The organism is Paenibacillus sp. GXUN7292 (assembly GCF_050864975.1).
Taxonomy (GTDB): domain Bacteria; phylum Bacillota; class Bacilli; order Paenibacillales; family Paenibacillaceae; genus Pristimantibacillus.
In genome coordinates this window covers 63689-78812 of record NZ_JBOZWO010000017.1, presented here as the reverse complement: position 1 = coordinate 78812, position 15124 = coordinate 63689, and the positions used below count along the sequence as shown (strand labels likewise).

General features: G+C 46.8%; 12 protein-coding genes. 8 read left to right on the top strand and 4 right to left on the bottom strand.

Annotation, left to right across the window (positions count from 1 at the left end; all coding sequences use genetic code 11):
- Window positions 1–1104: 1104 nt before the first annotated feature.
- The 8 genes from ACRRU2_RS15270 (at window position 1105) to ACRRU2_RS15235 (ending at window position 11523) form a co-directional block, all read left to right on the top strand.
- Window positions 1105–2574 carry a replication-relaxation family protein gene (locus tag ACRRU2_RS15270; protein WP_432502939.1) on the top strand — a complete coding sequence of 490 codons (1470 nt, stop codon included), beginning with the start codon at window positions 1105–1107 and terminating at the stop codon, window positions 2572–2574.
- Entirely contained in the window at window positions 2571–5573 is a 3003-nt protein-coding gene (locus tag ACRRU2_RS15265; RefSeq protein WP_432502937.1) for a TraM recognition domain-containing protein, read from the top strand. The genes ACRRU2_RS15270 and ACRRU2_RS15265 overlap by 4 nt, the downstream gene beginning before the upstream one ends.
- Before the next feature lie 27 nt (window positions 5574–5600).
- On the top strand, window positions 5601–6479 hold the full coding sequence (locus ACRRU2_RS15260) for a hypothetical protein (protein ID WP_432502934.1): 879 nt from the start codon (window positions 5601–5603) through the stop codon (window positions 6477–6479).
- Complete coding sequence (locus ACRRU2_RS15255) at window positions 6466–7422, top strand: hypothetical protein (RefSeq protein WP_432502931.1); 957 nt, start codon at window positions 6466–6468, stop codon at window positions 7420–7422. The genes ACRRU2_RS15260 and ACRRU2_RS15255 overlap by 14 nt, the downstream gene beginning before the upstream one ends.
- A 128-nt stretch (window positions 7423–7550) precedes the next feature.
- Window positions 7551–8984, top strand: a complete 1434-nt coding sequence (locus ACRRU2_RS15250) for a hypothetical protein (protein WP_432502929.1) — start codon at window positions 7551–7553, stop codon at window positions 8982–8984.
- A gap of 29 nt (window positions 8985–9013) precedes the next feature.
- The gene (locus ACRRU2_RS15245) at window positions 9014–9289 is read left to right on the top strand and encodes a hypothetical protein (RefSeq protein ID WP_432502926.1); all 276 of its coding nucleotides are present in this window, start codon (window positions 9014–9016) and stop codon (window positions 9287–9289) included.
- A 469-nt stretch (window positions 9290–9758) separates the two neighbouring features.
- Entirely contained in the window at window positions 9759–10826 is a 1068-nt protein-coding gene (locus ACRRU2_RS15240) for a hypothetical protein (RefSeq protein WP_432502924.1), read from the top strand.
- A gap of 70 nt (window positions 10827–10896) precedes the next feature.
- On the top strand, window positions 10897–11523 hold the full coding sequence (locus tag ACRRU2_RS15235) for an SEC-C metal-binding domain-containing protein (protein ID WP_432502922.1): 627 nt from the start codon (window positions 10897–10899) through the stop codon (window positions 11521–11523).
- Between the two features lie 473 nt (window positions 11524–11996).
- Here the strand turns inward: ACRRU2_RS15235 and ACRRU2_RS15230 are convergent, their stop codons facing one another.
- The 4 genes from ACRRU2_RS15230 to ACRRU2_RS15215 form a co-directional block, all read right to left on the bottom strand.
- The gene (locus tag ACRRU2_RS15230) at window positions 11997–12329 is read right to left on the bottom strand and encodes a hypothetical protein (RefSeq protein WP_432502920.1); all 333 of its coding nucleotides are present in this window, start codon (window positions 12327–12329) and stop codon (window positions 11997–11999) included.
- 96 nt (window positions 12330–12425) lie between these two features.
- The gene (locus ACRRU2_RS15225) at window positions 12426–12827 is read right to left on the bottom strand and encodes a hypothetical protein (RefSeq protein WP_432502918.1); all 402 of its coding nucleotides are present in this window, start codon (window positions 12825–12827) and stop codon (window positions 12426–12428) included.
- 348 nt (window positions 12828–13175) lie between these two features.
- Complete coding sequence (locus ACRRU2_RS15220; RefSeq protein ID WP_432502915.1) at window positions 13176–13385, bottom strand: DUF3006 domain-containing protein; 210 nt, start codon at window positions 13383–13385, stop codon at window positions 13176–13178.
- A gap of 36 nt (window positions 13386–13421) precedes the next feature.
- Window positions 13422–14837, bottom strand: a complete 1416-nt coding sequence (locus ACRRU2_RS15215) for an MBL fold metallo-hydrolase (protein ID WP_432502913.1) — start codon at window positions 14835–14837, stop codon at window positions 13422–13424.
- Between the last annotated feature and the right edge of the window lie 287 nt (window positions 14838–15124).

The following is a 15124-nucleotide window of genomic DNA, read 5'->3' as shown; positions in this document are numbered from 1 at the left end:
TTGGTAGATGGATTCATCTACTGATTGAGCTTCTAAAGCCACCAATCTAAACTATTGTCCGGATAACTTGTAATGATCTTCCTCTCCAATCAATTGCACTATCTAGCTGTTGGTAGGGGGCTACGTCTACCATGAGTGCTTCTATAACCGTTGTTGGTCATGAGGGATAATGGTTTGTAGGCGTATACCGATCCAAGAGAAACTGTATCTGAGGATATGGTAGGGGGATACAACTATCTGTTGCGTGGGATGAGTCCACCGGTCCAGATATGAATCATCGCAATAATTTTATAGACCTATGATTAATCGCTATCACTGACACTTCATCTTCCTGGGGGATGGGGGCTTATAAGCATACCTACGTATCCTGCTTGCGACATCCAGCCTATGTAGGGTAGGGGAGGGGGGTAGTGAAAAAGTCCGCATAAAAGAATCATTTTGATAAGCAATTATTGCAACAATATCTATTAATTTTACTTAAGCCATTTATAGCGACCATATTAATTGCTTGATTTATTGTTCTTCTATATTGCTTCTCGTATGGCTTTTTTTAATCCAATTGATGATGTTGCTAAATCCCTTGATATATAAGGAGTTTCCCGCTCCTACTGGAATAAAATCCGTAACCATTTCTACAGAAATTTTTATCTACAAGTTTTCCCGCTCCTGCCGCCAAGACTTTATATGGGTACCCCGTTCCCCAAAAGGTCACTATTTCCATCCTGGTTTCTAAACGAATTTCCAAATAGGTATTCCGTTCCGTTCGAAATTTTGCTAAATTAAGAATTGTATATGTCGGAATTTGGAAGGGGGTAATGTGAATTGTCGAACGATGGGGGTGCTAGAGTCCCTCGTTCGTATCCTACGGATGGCTCTGGAGAGCTAAAGGATTTGGAAGGGGGCCGGTCCCAAAAGGGAACCGCCAATCCGCCTCAGGGTACCCCTAAGGTTACGCCAAGTGGGAACGCGAATCCGAATCGGAAAGCGCTGCCACAGCAGGGGGGGGACTCCGAGGGTACGTATCCCATTAGGGAAACGTATTCCGATATCGGTACCTTTGCCGACGACACCGAAACAGAGACCTATGTGGGAGACGACTTCCCGTTGGGAAGCGAATCCGGCAATGGGTATCATGTGGGTTACGACGAAGGGGATGAGGAGGAAGTATTAGACGAAGATGATGGTTCTAGCGGTGATGAACCATCGAAAGGAAAACGGAAACGAAGGCGACGCTTACGTTACGGGGAGGAGCGGGTTTGTAAACTTGTCTCTCGTAATCTATTGCACACCTTGGTTCTACACTCTCTATACGTACATCGGCGCTTGACAGTCACCCAGATACATCAGATGTATGCACCTAACGAACATGTTGACCGAATAAGAAGTAGTGTGCGTAAACTGTCATCTTTAGGATTGCTCGAGCGCAAGCGGATCTTCTCGTTGGCACAGACCATTGCAGAGACGCGTACATATCACTATAATCTGTCACCTCAAGGCGTGCGCATTTATGCCTTAGCCTGCATGTCACTTAACATGCTCCACGAAGACCCCGACTTGCCAAAACAAACGTTTTCGCACAGTGATTTAGCGATCGGGACTCAGACCGAACATCATTTTGTGCTCCAGTCCTTTCTGGCGGAGTGTATTGGTCGGTTATGGGCAGATGGGATCTATCTTCCTTCATGTGAGTGGAGAAGATACCTGTTCCTGAATCACGACAATGAAGCGTTATATCGTCCTGATTGGATTCTATTTTACCCCAACGCATTTTTCACCAGTTTGGTGGAAGCGGGACGCATTGGGGAAGATGTTCTCAGTGTTCCGGTTCTCAGTCGTACTGATGCAGATCGTGCGATCCTCCAGGAACACTACAAAGCGGCAATAAGCATTGAGTGCGATATGGGAACGATGTCTCCCAAGAGACTGAAAGAAAAGTTCGATCGCATTCTGGCAGAAAAAGAACATATCCCAAGAGTAGTCGCTATGCTTGTAGCGGAAAACCGATTGGGAGAGGATGTTCGCCGTTTTTCAGAGAGTAAGGTTCGAATTAGGAATATCGGCAATACAATCGGGGCTAACCTCAAACATGAAGTCATCTCAGACGAACTCCTCTTTTTAGTCGGTCGTCAAACTACACTGACCGATGCCATTCATGCATTCGCAACAATCAAAACACCTGATAAGCTTTATCCACTCATTGATAACTTAATATCGCAAAGGTTTACTCATTCAATCCGCATGGGGGCTGCCGAATGGAAGTCTCGCAAGTTAGAACTTGGTTTGCCCAATACAACGGTCTTTGATCGTTCAGAGGGACGAGTCTACGGCTTTTATTTCGCCTATTGTGGATGGCTTAACCCACAGGTTAAGGCTGTTAATCTCATACAACACGGAGCAGAGGATGTTACCGTTGTATTGGTGTACCCTTCGGTTACAACCATGCAATCGGATGGTCATTTGATACATCACGATCGCCTCCGTTATGTCGTGTATGAGGAATGGGTAAATGGTGACTATCGTTTTTGGCAAAGAACGATGGATCGCAGTGGTGAGCGTTGGGAGGTGGGGCCTTGAAAAAAGTCTTACCCTTGTTCATCATCAATATCACTTTTTTGGTTCTCTACTTGTTGCTGATATCGGCAATGGGGATGGTTGGTGCATTATTTCTGGGCGTCGGTCATTTATCACATGAAGAAATGCGGTCTTACTACCATATCTTTAATGACCTAATGGTTTTTTATCAGCCACCGCTCTCTGTACCAACGATGTTGATGGTTGGCACGTTTTTATTTTCTTTGTTTGCATGGTTGCTCTCCACACGGATAAAGGCAACCAACAAGACTGTCTTGCGAAGGATATTGGTTTTCGTGTTTGTCTGGGGTACCGCATCGCTCATGATTTGCGTGTACGCTGCTGGCTACTTAAAACCGATTGGCTATGATGCAGTCTTGAAGTTAGATGGACTCGTTACGCGAGAGGATTATCGAAGTGCGCTGCGTGTTGGCAATCTAAGACTGGTTGGCAGTTTTATCATGATCGTGCCTACGCTTTTATGCGTGTCCGTCTGGATGAAGCTCTATCGTGAGTACAAATCTGATGAGCTGGTGCAAGAGTGGTTTCGCACATACCAGTTCAAGCATCGCTTCTTGGGACGGTTTGGCGACGTAACCGCAGGCGAATCGCCTGACATTACGCTAGCAACCGATTTTGATACTCGGACGCCAGTTATTATGACCGGCGATAGCCGACAGCTCGGTACGGGAATGATTGGCCCGCCTGGATCGGGTAAAACGAGCATGAAGATCATAGTGGGCATGCGACAAGATTTAGGGCATTTACAAAGGGCAATCAACGCCTTTCCGAAATTGTCAGAAAAGTATGGCATCGGGACAGAGAAGTTCCAGCGAGCTTGGGCAAAACATCTTACAGGCATCATTTGTATCGAGCCGGCGAAGGATCTATGCGACCAAGCGTATGAACTTGCTAAGGAACATGGCTTTCCCGAAGAGTTGATTGTGTATCTTGATCCGTCAAATCCGGATACGCCTGGATTCAACGCTTTTATCGGTCCGACGGAGCAAGTTGCCGAAATGATCTCGCTCGTCCTTGATGGTATCAGCGAGACTACAGACGAATTCTTTAGGCAAAGCTGTCGTGTCGTACTGAAGCAGTACATCTACTTGCTGAAAATTCTCAAGAAAAACAATTGCGACATACTGGATCTCGATGCCATGTATCAAGACCCGCGTTATGTAGCGGATATGGTGGAAGAGTTGGAAGCTTTGCTTCCTTCGCCAGAGCAGATTGCGCAGCTGCCGCAAGACAAACGCATCTATTGGAATTTAGCAGCTAGAACGGTGCGCTGGTTTTGGAATGACGGCTTGATGATTATGAAGGATCGTCAAACGGGTGTGATTCAGAAGTATCCCGACGGACCGCATAAAGGAAAGCAGGTCGTGCAGGACAAGCAGTTTGAGTTTACGCGGCAAACGCGTAACTTGCTATCTGACATTATCATGAATCCGTATCTGGCACGGGTGCTAACGAAGCCCAATGCCGTTAACTTGGACAAATTGATGAGTCATGGTGGTATCTTACTTTGCAATACCGCAAACGGTGAACTAGGGCAAACGATGAGTGACGCATTTGGTAAGCTCGTCCTCATCTCCGTGCAAAATGCAGTGTTCCGCCGTAAGGGTTCAGAGAAAACGAGATCGCTCGTCTCCGCTTGGATTGATGAGTTCTACGATTACATGAACCCGCCATTCCTGAAGCTTACGAGCCAGGGACGGAAGTACAAGTTCGCAGTATTCGTCGCTTGTCAGACATTAGCGCAGTTCGAGGTCAAGTATGGCAAAGCTTTTGCCCAGAGTATGCTTGGCACGATTCGTAACTGGGTTGTGTATGGTGGTGTCGGCTCTGCTGATGGGGAGCTGCTCAGTAAGGAGTTTGGCATGACGGTCGTGGAAGAGCTGGTTATGCGTGAGAACATTACTCCGGAAACCATGAATGCGCCTGGCCGTAGCTACTCCGAACAAATGCAGCGCAAAGAAGTGGAGAATGTCACAGCGGACAATATCATGTTCAACGAGTTCCGATTCTCCTACATCAAGATGGTAGTCGAGAAATCGACGCAACGTGCTATCAAGGCGGAGGGGAACTTTGTTGATACTGGCAAGGCGGATAAGTGGAGAAAGGCGCTCAAACCACAAGCATTGGAGGTGTTCATGGATTACTGGAGTTCCTTTGCTAACTCGTCGCCGCAACAGTTTGACATGGACTGGATCGATGAGGCACAGGCGATTAAAGATGGTATAACGCAGATCGAGGAAGACGAAAAACATCTGCAGTTGCTACACAACGAGGAGTCTCCAGCGGAAACCAAGCATGAATCGCCAGTTGTTCGCAAGGAAGTCGAATATATCGGCGGTCCCCAGTTTAGGGAAGTGCCTAAGGTTGAGCAACCGGAGCGGTTCTTGCCTACCGGTAGCCAGCAATCGGAAACAGCTGCTAGTGTAACCGAGGTGGAATCGCCACCTGCGTTACCTGTGGTTCCCGAGGAGGCGCGGCCGCAAGAGGAAGTCGTTCCCCAAGTGGAACAGCCGGCTCCAGGTATTAGTGCCGCCAGTCTATTATTCAATGTCCGTCCATCAAGTGAGACGGTGCAACCTACTGCTGAAGCGGAAGCGGGACATAGCAAATCCGAAACTGCTCAAGAGGTAGCATTGCAAAGCGAGGTGGTTGAATCGCGTGTCGGAGCGGGAGAGAGTGAATCCGTTCCAGAAGTTACACCTGAGCCTGTAGTGGTGCAGCCAGCGCCACAGGAGCCTGTAGTGGTACAGACGGAGCGGGAGAAAGTTGCCCCTTCTTCGCCAAAAGGCCAGTCGTCCGCAAGCGGATCTCCGCAAAATACAGCCGAGGGTAAAGCTTCTGAAATAACACAGCGAAGAAAAACTCGAAAGATCGATATGTTAAAGCCAGCTGATTCGATTGACGAAAACAACCCCTTATTTCAAAAGTTCTTTGCGGGTGATTCCAAAACGAAGGGCCCCACAAGGAAAAACAAGCTGTGATTATCAAAACCATAAGGAGGTCATCACATGAGTGATGCTGTGCGCGATTTACTTAAAGAGTCTCACATTCGAGGATACGTGCAGGTTGGATATGTCACAAATATTAAACCGGTGCGTACTAAGGACATGAAGTACGAAGTTGTCGAAATCAACTTCAGAGGCGTCTCGGTGTATTGCCGAAAAGAAGAGTTTACCACTCGTAATATTTCATCGTTGGGCGGATTCTTGAATACGCCAGTACCGTTTTTGGTCACAGATATTAACGATAACAGCGAAATTGTACAAGTATCACGTATACGTGCGCTGCCGATCAAGCTCCGCCAGTTCCAGAATAAAGTCAAGGTTGGCGACATTGCTCGCGCGATCGTCACTGGTACTCCTGCAAATTCAAGTGTCGTGTATGTTGACATTGATGGTATGCCGGCTATGATTCGCCCTGGGGAGTGGGGGCTGCAGCCTATTCGTAATCTGAGCGAGGTCATTCGTATCGGAGCTGAAATCGATGTGATGATTACGGATATCACGCCTGTCGAAGATGATGAGGATTGGGAGTTCGCTATTAAAGTGTACTGCTCTCGCCGCCAAGTGCTTGTCGCATCGCTCGACGAGAAGTGGAGCCGAATCGATGAGGTGCATACGGTCGGGGAAAACGTCGTTGCTAAAGTCGTAGGGAAGCTCGAGGGACGTAACAACTACTTAATTCAGATCGTCAGCTCCAATATTGTGATTTTTGCAAATATGCAACGGCAACTTGCAGAGGAATACCGCTTTGGTCTGCCGCAAGGGATGCTCGTCCATGCTGAAATTTTGCGTCTGAACAAGGAGGATAAGCGAGGCAAGGCAAGAATCTTCCGAATCGATCCAAGCTACCAAACGATGGGATCTGGGCGTTATGGATCGTTTTAACGCAGCACTGGAGGTGGTACCCATGATTGAAATCCCTCCAGGCGTGTGGCGGACAAAAAGTGGGCAAATCCCTCTTTTTGATCACCCTACCTTGATTTCAAACATGTTTCATTACGAAGGACGAAATACTAATCGGTTCGAGGATACGCTTCGCTTAATCAATATTGGTTTTATTGATGAAGGTGCACTATTCTTGTCCAGTCTTATTATGCATTTCCGTTGTATGTCCGAACGGCAAGTGCGGCATTTAGCCCGTGATCGCTTTAGCAAGCAAAATGAGATTGCAAGTCGTCTTCGCAGTTTGCGAAAGATTGGATGGTTCGAGTCGCTCGTCATAGAAGATCCTGAAACCGGCGCAAAAGAGACTTTGTGGTGGCTTGGTTTAACCGCGGTTCAATATTTCCAGTTTCAGGGGCATGGAGCAGACTTGCAAGACCCGTGGTTGCTTATTAACAACAACAAATTGGTCATCGCAGTTTGTGCAGTCAATCAAATGCGTGCATGGTTTGAAGACCGCGATTTGATCGAGAAGGCTAGTTATTGTCCGCAGTGGCCGAAAGGTGAGAAGCCTCGTCCATTTGCCACTTTTGTAGTGAGGACGGTTCATGGACCGTTGACGCTTTATGTGGAGCGTTTAACGCAAGCCGGCAAGCCTGTTCACTATATGCAAACGAAAATCGCAATGTACGAAGATATGATACGAGAGTCTGGTGAATTGATAAGAGAACAGGGTGGATCGGCAATGGTGGTTTGGAGTGTTGGGAGCTTCCATGCCATCGAGGAGATTGTTGGCTCAATCGACCATCTTCCGGATTCACTCCTGCAAGCATTCGTCTGTGACGAATCTATGGAGGACTTCCCCAACGCTGCCTTCTTCTTTGCCCAGAAGATCGGCAGACGTGGAGAAGTCAGGTTGAAACCTCTGCAGATGGACTTGTTCTAACCCCTTCTGCACCACAAGTGGCGAGATCCTATTCTCGCCACCGCTTTTTAATATAACACAAAACGATTCTGGTCAAACATTAATATTCACTATACTTGATCAAAGTAGTCGGAATACGAGGCGATAGTATGGAACATCGAATTATACTGGCTCTCGGTCACGATGAATGGAATAACGCGATTAAGAAGCAGCTGGCGGATGAAGCAATCGGCGCTGTTGTTTCTATCGCTCATATGCGCAGAAATATCGTCCCACGCGTAATGGATCACCAGGCGACAATGGTTATTGCTAGTGATATGTTGCTTGGTGATGCCAACGATGAAGATGAGTGGCTGTCGATACTCGAAGAATTACAGCGCATCGATCTGTACTTTCGCTTTGTTTTCGTATGTGACCGAGATCCTAATGACATTTTCTTAAGCAAGCTTGCTTATAGCGGCGTCACTGATATTTTTCTAGGGAATTCATTCCCCCAAGGGTGGGCCAGCCAGCTGCGCCAGTCACCGAAACTGGAGAATGTGGAGAGGTTCCGCTCGAAGGAAGATGCAGTAACGGAGGACTTACGCAAACGCAAGACTCGCTTAAAGATCGAACCAGAGGAAATCTTAAAACAACCACTTGTGCCACAGGCAAGTAGCCATCGTGTGGAAAAGGAAATTGTAACTAAAACCGTTCGGGAAGTGGTCTATGAGCAGGTTAAGATCCCGCCGCGAACGATTGCAGTCGTTTCGTTATACGAGGGGGCGGGTTCAACCACGTTCACGCGCATGCTAGCGGAGGTAGCTGCTACGCTGGATGTGGATGTTGGAGTGTGTGAAGCCGCCAGTCCAGCCCCCGTGTGGCTTGATTTGCTCAATGTTACGGACGACATCGAGAAAAAATACAAGGGCAAGTGGGAGAGCTGGCACAGAACGCTGATGAAAGACGATGCGGTGCCAGCATGGTCAGAAGTGCTTCGCATTGAAGGCGTGCAGTATATCGTCCGTCATCCAAACGACGACCTAAGTGACTGGTCAGAGTCAGAGACGGCGGAGCTTTTAGCCTACAGTAAGCATGTATCGCTACTCTTTTGCGACGTGAGCCATCACTTCGACCAATCTGTAGAGCAGATCATGCTCAAAAGCGCTGATGCCATCTTACTGGTGTCCAATTACGACCCATTACGCCTTTCGCGAAGTCGCAACAATTACGAAAAGTGGCTCGCAAAATACGCCGACAAGACGATTATCGTGATGAACAAGAGTACGCTTCGCTCTCAACGAGCCAACAGGCTTCACGTGGAACAATACTTTGAAAATAAGCGAGTGTTCCACGTTCCGCTGCTGCCAGGAATAGCCGAAACGTTTGCAGATGGTGAAACCGTATGGGGGAGCGGCTATTTGAAAGAAGAGGATCTGGTTGGCTTGCGAGAGGAGATGGATAACATCTTGGGTGAGCTGCTAGGGAGTGAGGTCTTCCGGAAACTCCGATCCCGCAAACGCAACGGATTTGTCGAGCGAATCAAAGATTTATTCAGGGACAATGATGAGTACGATGCAGAGCTTGATGAAGGTACAGTATAACTTTTGGCACGAAGGCAGGAGGGATGCTGTTGGATGATCAATTAAGACAGCTTAATGAGAGGTTTTTTGATCCTCTCTTGATTTCACTCACGCTTGAGTTCATCAAAAATCCAACGTTCAATCGAGACGACGTAATTGATAACTATATGTTCATGCATAGGTCTAGTAATCAGTACGCGTATAAGCATGTTTGGACCAGGGAATATGTTTGCATCGATGAGATCGGCAATGTTGTTCGAGGGAAGTTAAATCTGAATGCGTATGCGTATCCATCGTCTCTTACTAAGGAAGAGGATGTGGGTTAGGAGCTGGTCATGTACTCACATCAGATTCAGGATTTGAAATTGCATGCCATACGTCCCGCTCCAGTTAAAAGGAGCTGCAGATGCGCTAATTGAATGCATTCCCGCTCCGATTTAGCACAGAGAGGGAGCGTTTCCGTCTGGGTTACTTATTTGGTGGCGCTGTCCCGCTTCGGTATCGCTATTCCTATGGGTGGCGTATCCCGTTTCTGGGGCATGGGGTTCCGATCCCGCTCCGCCATAAGTTTCCCATAGGGGAGCGCTCCCTTTTGGGTTGCCTGTAGGGAGACGTCTACCATCTGGGGGAGCGGGTTCCTGAACGGGAAACGTACCCTCGATCGCCGGTGGAAGCGGGTACCCAATCCCTTTATGGATACGCGTAACCTCTTCCTGTCGGAGCGGGAGCGGGAAGGGTAGAAGGAGTTGTAGCGGATATACGGCCAAATACACGAAGATGAATGGGGGGCACAGTTTGATTTATTTATTGGTAGCTCTTGGGTCAGTTGCTGCAGTGGTGGTGCTTGCATCCGTAGGTGCACTATTAGGTGTTCCAGTGCTTGTATACTACCTTAAAGGTTCACTGGACAATGCGCGATTTAGGAAAGTGGCAGCGGGATTTTATGCGCTGGTTGCCCTTATTACTGTCATCTCCATAGTGGCATTTTTAGTATCAGTGCTGGTGTTCATCCCGACTGGATTATGGATTTTATTTTCCGGATCACCCATTTCATCGATTGAATCAGTCGCCTATGTCTTAATGGGTATTGCAACTTTTTATTCCGTGCTGTTCAGCTTTTATTACGTGGCATTTACTGTATCACACAACAAGCGTCCGGATCTGATTGGTTTGCAATACGAGAAGTATGGCCGGCTACGCAATTGGAGTCGAGCTACAAATGCGTTTCGCAAGGAAATAGGGTGGACAGAGCGCTTTGTCACTCGTGCAATAGAGGCTATTCAAGCGTGTAAGGATGACCGGACTGATCCTATTGTCATCATTGGTCCATCTGCTAATAGTGGTGTTATCGAGGATATCCTGGCGCGGCGAACTGCGTCTGCGCTTGAGAGACAAGTTCACATGTATGCAAGTGATATGACTGAACTCCCCAGTCACATTGAAGATTACTCCGAGGATGGCGTCGAATACCGATACACGTCTGGGATCGAGGCAGCCGATCTGAAGAAGACATACCCATTTCAAGCGGATGTCATCTTTGATAATAAGGGGATATTGTGGCACAAGGCCAATTCGAGTAAGAAGAAAGTGAATGTGCAGGAGATCATGTCCACCTATTACGATTTATTGAAGCCTGGGGGAATCGTCATTGTTGATGGTTATATCCATAAGAACCAAGGGCTTCTGACGATGTTGAACCAATTTCAACTCCAGCTGCTCCGTCGTATAAGTTGGTTTGCGGAGAAGTCTACGTATGCCTACTTCAGCAAGATGTATCAAAGCGATCCAGAGCTTAAGAAACTGTTCAAAGAGGTCATCATCCCCGATGGTCTCTATACAGTGGTGTATTATCAAAAGCTGTAATCCGTTCTAGAGCAAGGGAGAAGTGCTGTGTGCAGATTTTACAAAAAAAGAATAGAGAGGAGACAGGATAATGTCTATACCAGGAAGAAATGACCCCTGCCCCTGTGGGAGTGGATTAAAGTACAAGAAGTGTCACTTGAACGCAAGGGGGAGAGAGTGGATCGAAGTCGCAGAAGAAATAAATTTTGCTCACCCGAAAGAAGAGGTTATTCGTAAAACTTTCTTTCTCCTTAACGATGATTTTACCAACAACGATACAAAAGGTGCTTGCCATCTATTATCGTCCGTTATGTACGTGTTGATGAACGAACAAGGTATTACGTCGGAACTTTGTATTGGCGAGGTTCGACGTCCGAACGGTCAATGTTTTGATCATTCTTGGATTGAAATTGATGGTAAACCATTTGATATTGCTATCCGGCGACCATTAGATGGAGGGCAATTCGCTCCTGTTTTCGCTGGATTTGACTTGGACAGCGGGCTTCCGACGATATTTAATTACAGGTTTTCTTCCGAAGGGTTGGACATCACCGCCGAACGTATTCGTGCCACTCCATTCGTAACTTACATCAATGGCGCACCACATTCGTTGGGCTGGGGTTTAATTATATCTGTGGCTAGATCATTAGGTCTTGGTTTGGATGTAGAAGATCTTCGAGAGCGTTATAAGGATACCAAGAGGATACTTAAACACTAATAGCGACACAAAAAGTTATCCGCTGCAGGATAGCAGATTAGAAGAGGGCCACACTATCCCGCTCCGGCTTACGCAATGCGCCGGCTGATGGTTTAGGTGGCTCTCTGGCGTTTCCTTGTAGGGTTTCGAATCCTTCCCCGCTTCCTTCAGGGGAAACGTCTGCTGGGCACCCTAGCGCGTTTCCTGGATGGTGAATCGTATCCCTCTATCCGCGCGAGGGGAGGGTGTAGCCTGTTCCCATGAGGGAGCGGTATCCTTCTTAAGCTGCTGGAGCGGGACTAGGAGAGGGGGAGCGGGACGGAAGCGGGAGGGGGCGTTTTTCACAGCTAATATACACCATGACCAATCTGTATATCTTTTATAGTGCATCGAGACGCCGTAAATGCCCCAATTTGCGCTTCTAACGGTCTCATGAGTACCAAAACACCTTGAAATGTTTTAGGACGATTCTGGGGCTGTTCCAAGCCGTTTTATTACACAAGCTGTGTGCGTCCATTGAATGGATGAGACTCAACTGCCACTTTATAGCTTTCATATTCCTCGTTATTTAGAAAGCCAATGATACGGTATAATTCAGCCGATTCAAGATCCATTCTTAACGGGTTGTCGATTGACATTAAATAGCTCTTCGCCATATCAAATTGCGATTTGTGCAGTACAATAATTGGTTTCTCTTTACTAGGTTCAGGAAGATGCTGAACCGACTCTCTCGACAAATCATCTCTATTAATCTTATAGATTCCATCATCAAGTGTTACATATACCGTATGCGTGTTAAAGCTAAGATGGAAAGCCTCCTGCGTCATTTGATTGCCCCCTATTATTTATCATGATTCCTACCTTGCAGTAAGTGAAGAGGATTGTTACAGATAGGACAAAACGACTTATCTGTTAAAATGACTTCATACATCTTTTGAGGCTTTAAGTCCCTCCGCCATTTTCTTAAATCGCTCAAACTTTCTTGATAGATGTTCAGTTTCATTAAAATCATCATCAGAATCAACATCAGAGTCAATGGAAGATTGTTTTTCGACTTGTCCTTTTTCAAATGCTTCTTTGATGAATCTTGTTATGTTGCTACATGTGGACTTATCGCCACTAGATAACCAGTTCATTGTACGGGCTTCTTCCTTCGTGAGTTTCCTCCCTATACATCTTTCGGCAGTCTCAACTAACTCTCGATAACTCGGGGTCTGCCATTCTTCCATTTCAAATCCTTCATGCGGCCTGGACTGATCGTAATAATCCGCATCAATCCAGACAATGCGACCGCGAGCGTTTTGCCCTTTATACTGCAAGTTCATTGCATGTGCCTCCTTATGAACCGTTCGAGTTAATACTTGTAATTAGGACATACATCAAGAACATTAACAGCGTTAGCGCCTTGAAAAAGATGATTCCAATGTCAGAGATCAGCTGCAACCCAGACAACATATTGTGTTTGCTTCTTTTTATCGTGGTTGTTCTACTTACGGAGATTTCACTCGCTGTATAATTTTCGATGCTTTTGATTGAGAATGAACAATAAACTTTTCCGACTATGCTTAATACCAGGAATGATAGACTAGTCACAAATATAATTTCATACGTTTCCAATTCAGTTCACCTTCCTTTCCTGTACAGCTGAATCTTAGATCGTGAGTCAATTTTCATCATTCAAAGAGGTTCCTCATTTTCTCTTGTATCCGCTTGCTGCGTTCATGCGTTTCTTCTTCAAGCAATATCCATTGTTTCCCGTCAAATTGGACAACAGATCCCTCTCTAACATCTTGAGAGACGAGGGACCGATCGACGTCCTGCGTGCTGCCGCCGACTTCAATAACCACTACATTCTCTTCAATGCGATCGACAATTCCTTTCATAACGTCCTCCTCTGGTTGATTAATATGGTCTGCAGATCATTTTGGTGTAAATGAAGTGCTTGTTTTTCCAGTGATGTTGTCTTTGGTGGCTGTAATATTGACCTTCACCTCATACCCGATAGCTGCTCTGCCTATCCGGAAGGGGATGGAGGCGAGACCCTTTGCATCAGTTGTTGCCGTATACTCGGTATCTTTCGATTTGTATTTAGCAACCAGCTTAATTTGTGCGTCCGGTACAGGGTTGTTGTTCTGATCTATAAGGGTGACAGTGACAGTGACCGTCTCGTTTTGGGATGGCTCAGGCTTATCTATACTTGCATTAACCGCCAGGGAAGTAATGCCCTTATCTTGTTGTGCTGGCTCAGTATTCTGGGCGGCTTCTGGTGTATTCTTCGAATTTGTAGCAGTAGTGGTCCGGAATTCGATTGTGCTGCCGTCGGACTTCGCAATGATGTGACCTGACAGATCATTACGGTATACGGTTGCTCCACGCTTTTCGAATCGCTGTAGCGGCTCGCGGTGAGGGTGGCCGTAGGAGTTATCTTTACCAGATTGAATAACCACGTATTCCGGCTTTACCACGTCGAGGAACTTTTGTGAACTCGATGTATTGGACCCATGGTGTCCAGCTGCCAAAACATCGGCATGTTTAAGCAGTTTATTGTTCAGCATATCTCTTTCACTTTCTTCTTCCGCATCACCAGTAAAGAGGAAGGAGGTGTCGCCAAAAGCCAAGTGTACGACAGCGCTCATATTGTTCAAATCCTCATAATCATTGACGGGTGCAAGCATTGTTGCGGTTAAATGTTCGTGCAGATCCAGTTCAACACCTGATTTTGCGGTCGTTATCTTCATACCTTTATTGGCAACGGCATCGAGCACGTCCTCGAAGGTTTTGGTGTTATGTGCGACAGCCGGCATATAGACTTTCCCGATATCAAAAGCATTAATGACTGCATCCAGGCCCCCGATGTGATCGCTATGCGGATGTGTGCCAATGAGAATGTCTACGGTATCGATTTTTTGTTTCTTGAGATAATTCACCACTGATTTTTCGTCGTCGTTGTCGCCTGCGTCAATAAGCATGGTTTTCTTCTTTGCCAGGTCTGACGGGTAGTAAATCACCAGCTGCGAATCCCCTTGTCCAACATCGATGAAGTGTACTTCTAGTGTGCCGGTATTGCGATCCACGCTTGCTGCATCGCTATTTTCTTTCGATGGAGCGGGAGTAGGGGATGGCTCTGGTTGCTTGTCTGAGGTGGGGGCAGAGGTTTTGGGCGGTTGTTTGTTGCCAATCGCTTCCTCTACAATTTCCAGCACGCTTACGGGCGCTTGCGATGACGTTTGGGGAGCCTGAGATGGTGAAGCGTTGGGTTGCGCGACTTCGAGATTACCGCATGCGCTTAATAGCATAGCGATGGAAATAACGAGCATCCAGCCTTTACGTATCATAGTGCTTGTCCTCCTCTTACCTTGGCGGTGATATATGCCTCTGCAGATCGTTTATCAATGAGTATAATGTCTTTGTCCGTTTGGCGGTGTAACAGGATATTTTGCTCACATAGTCTACGGGCGTGACGAGTGGAGATCGTATGTGAGGTGGACTGCTCCACCATTTTTACAAACTCCGAAACGGTTATCACATACTCTAGTACAGGGTAATCATGCTGTTCCTGGCTCAATGTTAGTTAGCCCCTTTCTTTCTGATTATGTCCCACATCGGACATTCTCTATGATTC

Coding starts and splice junctions, on each gene's coding strand:
- ACRRU2_RS15260 (WP_432502934.1), top strand. CDS start 5,601: ATGAGTGATGCTGTGCGCGATTTACTTAAAGAGTCTCACATTCGAGGA.
- ACRRU2_RS15255 (WP_432502931.1), top strand. CDS start 6,466: ATGGATCGTTTTAACGCAGCACTGGAGGTGGTACCCATGATTGAAATC.
- ACRRU2_RS15250 (WP_432502929.1), top strand. CDS start 7,551: ATGGAACATCGAATTATACTGGCTCTCGGTCACGATGAATGGAATAAC.
- ACRRU2_RS15235 (WP_432502922.1), top strand. CDS start 10,897: ATGTCTATACCAGGAAGAAATGACCCCTGCCCCTGTGGGAGTGGATTA.
- ACRRU2_RS15230 (WP_432502920.1), bottom strand. CDS start 12,329: ATGACGCAGGAGGCTTTCCATCTTAGCTTTAACACGCATACGGTATAT.
- ACRRU2_RS15225 (WP_432502918.1), bottom strand. CDS start 12,827: ATGAACTTGCAGTATAAAGGGCAAAACGCTCGCGGTCGCATTGTCTGG.
- ACRRU2_RS15220 (WP_432502915.1), bottom strand. CDS start 13,385: ATGAAAGGAATTGTCGATCGCATTGAAGAGAATGTAGTGGTTATTGAA.
- ACRRU2_RS15215 (WP_432502913.1), bottom strand. CDS start 14,837: ATGATACGTAAAGGCTGGATGCTCGTTATTTCCATCGCTATGCTATTA.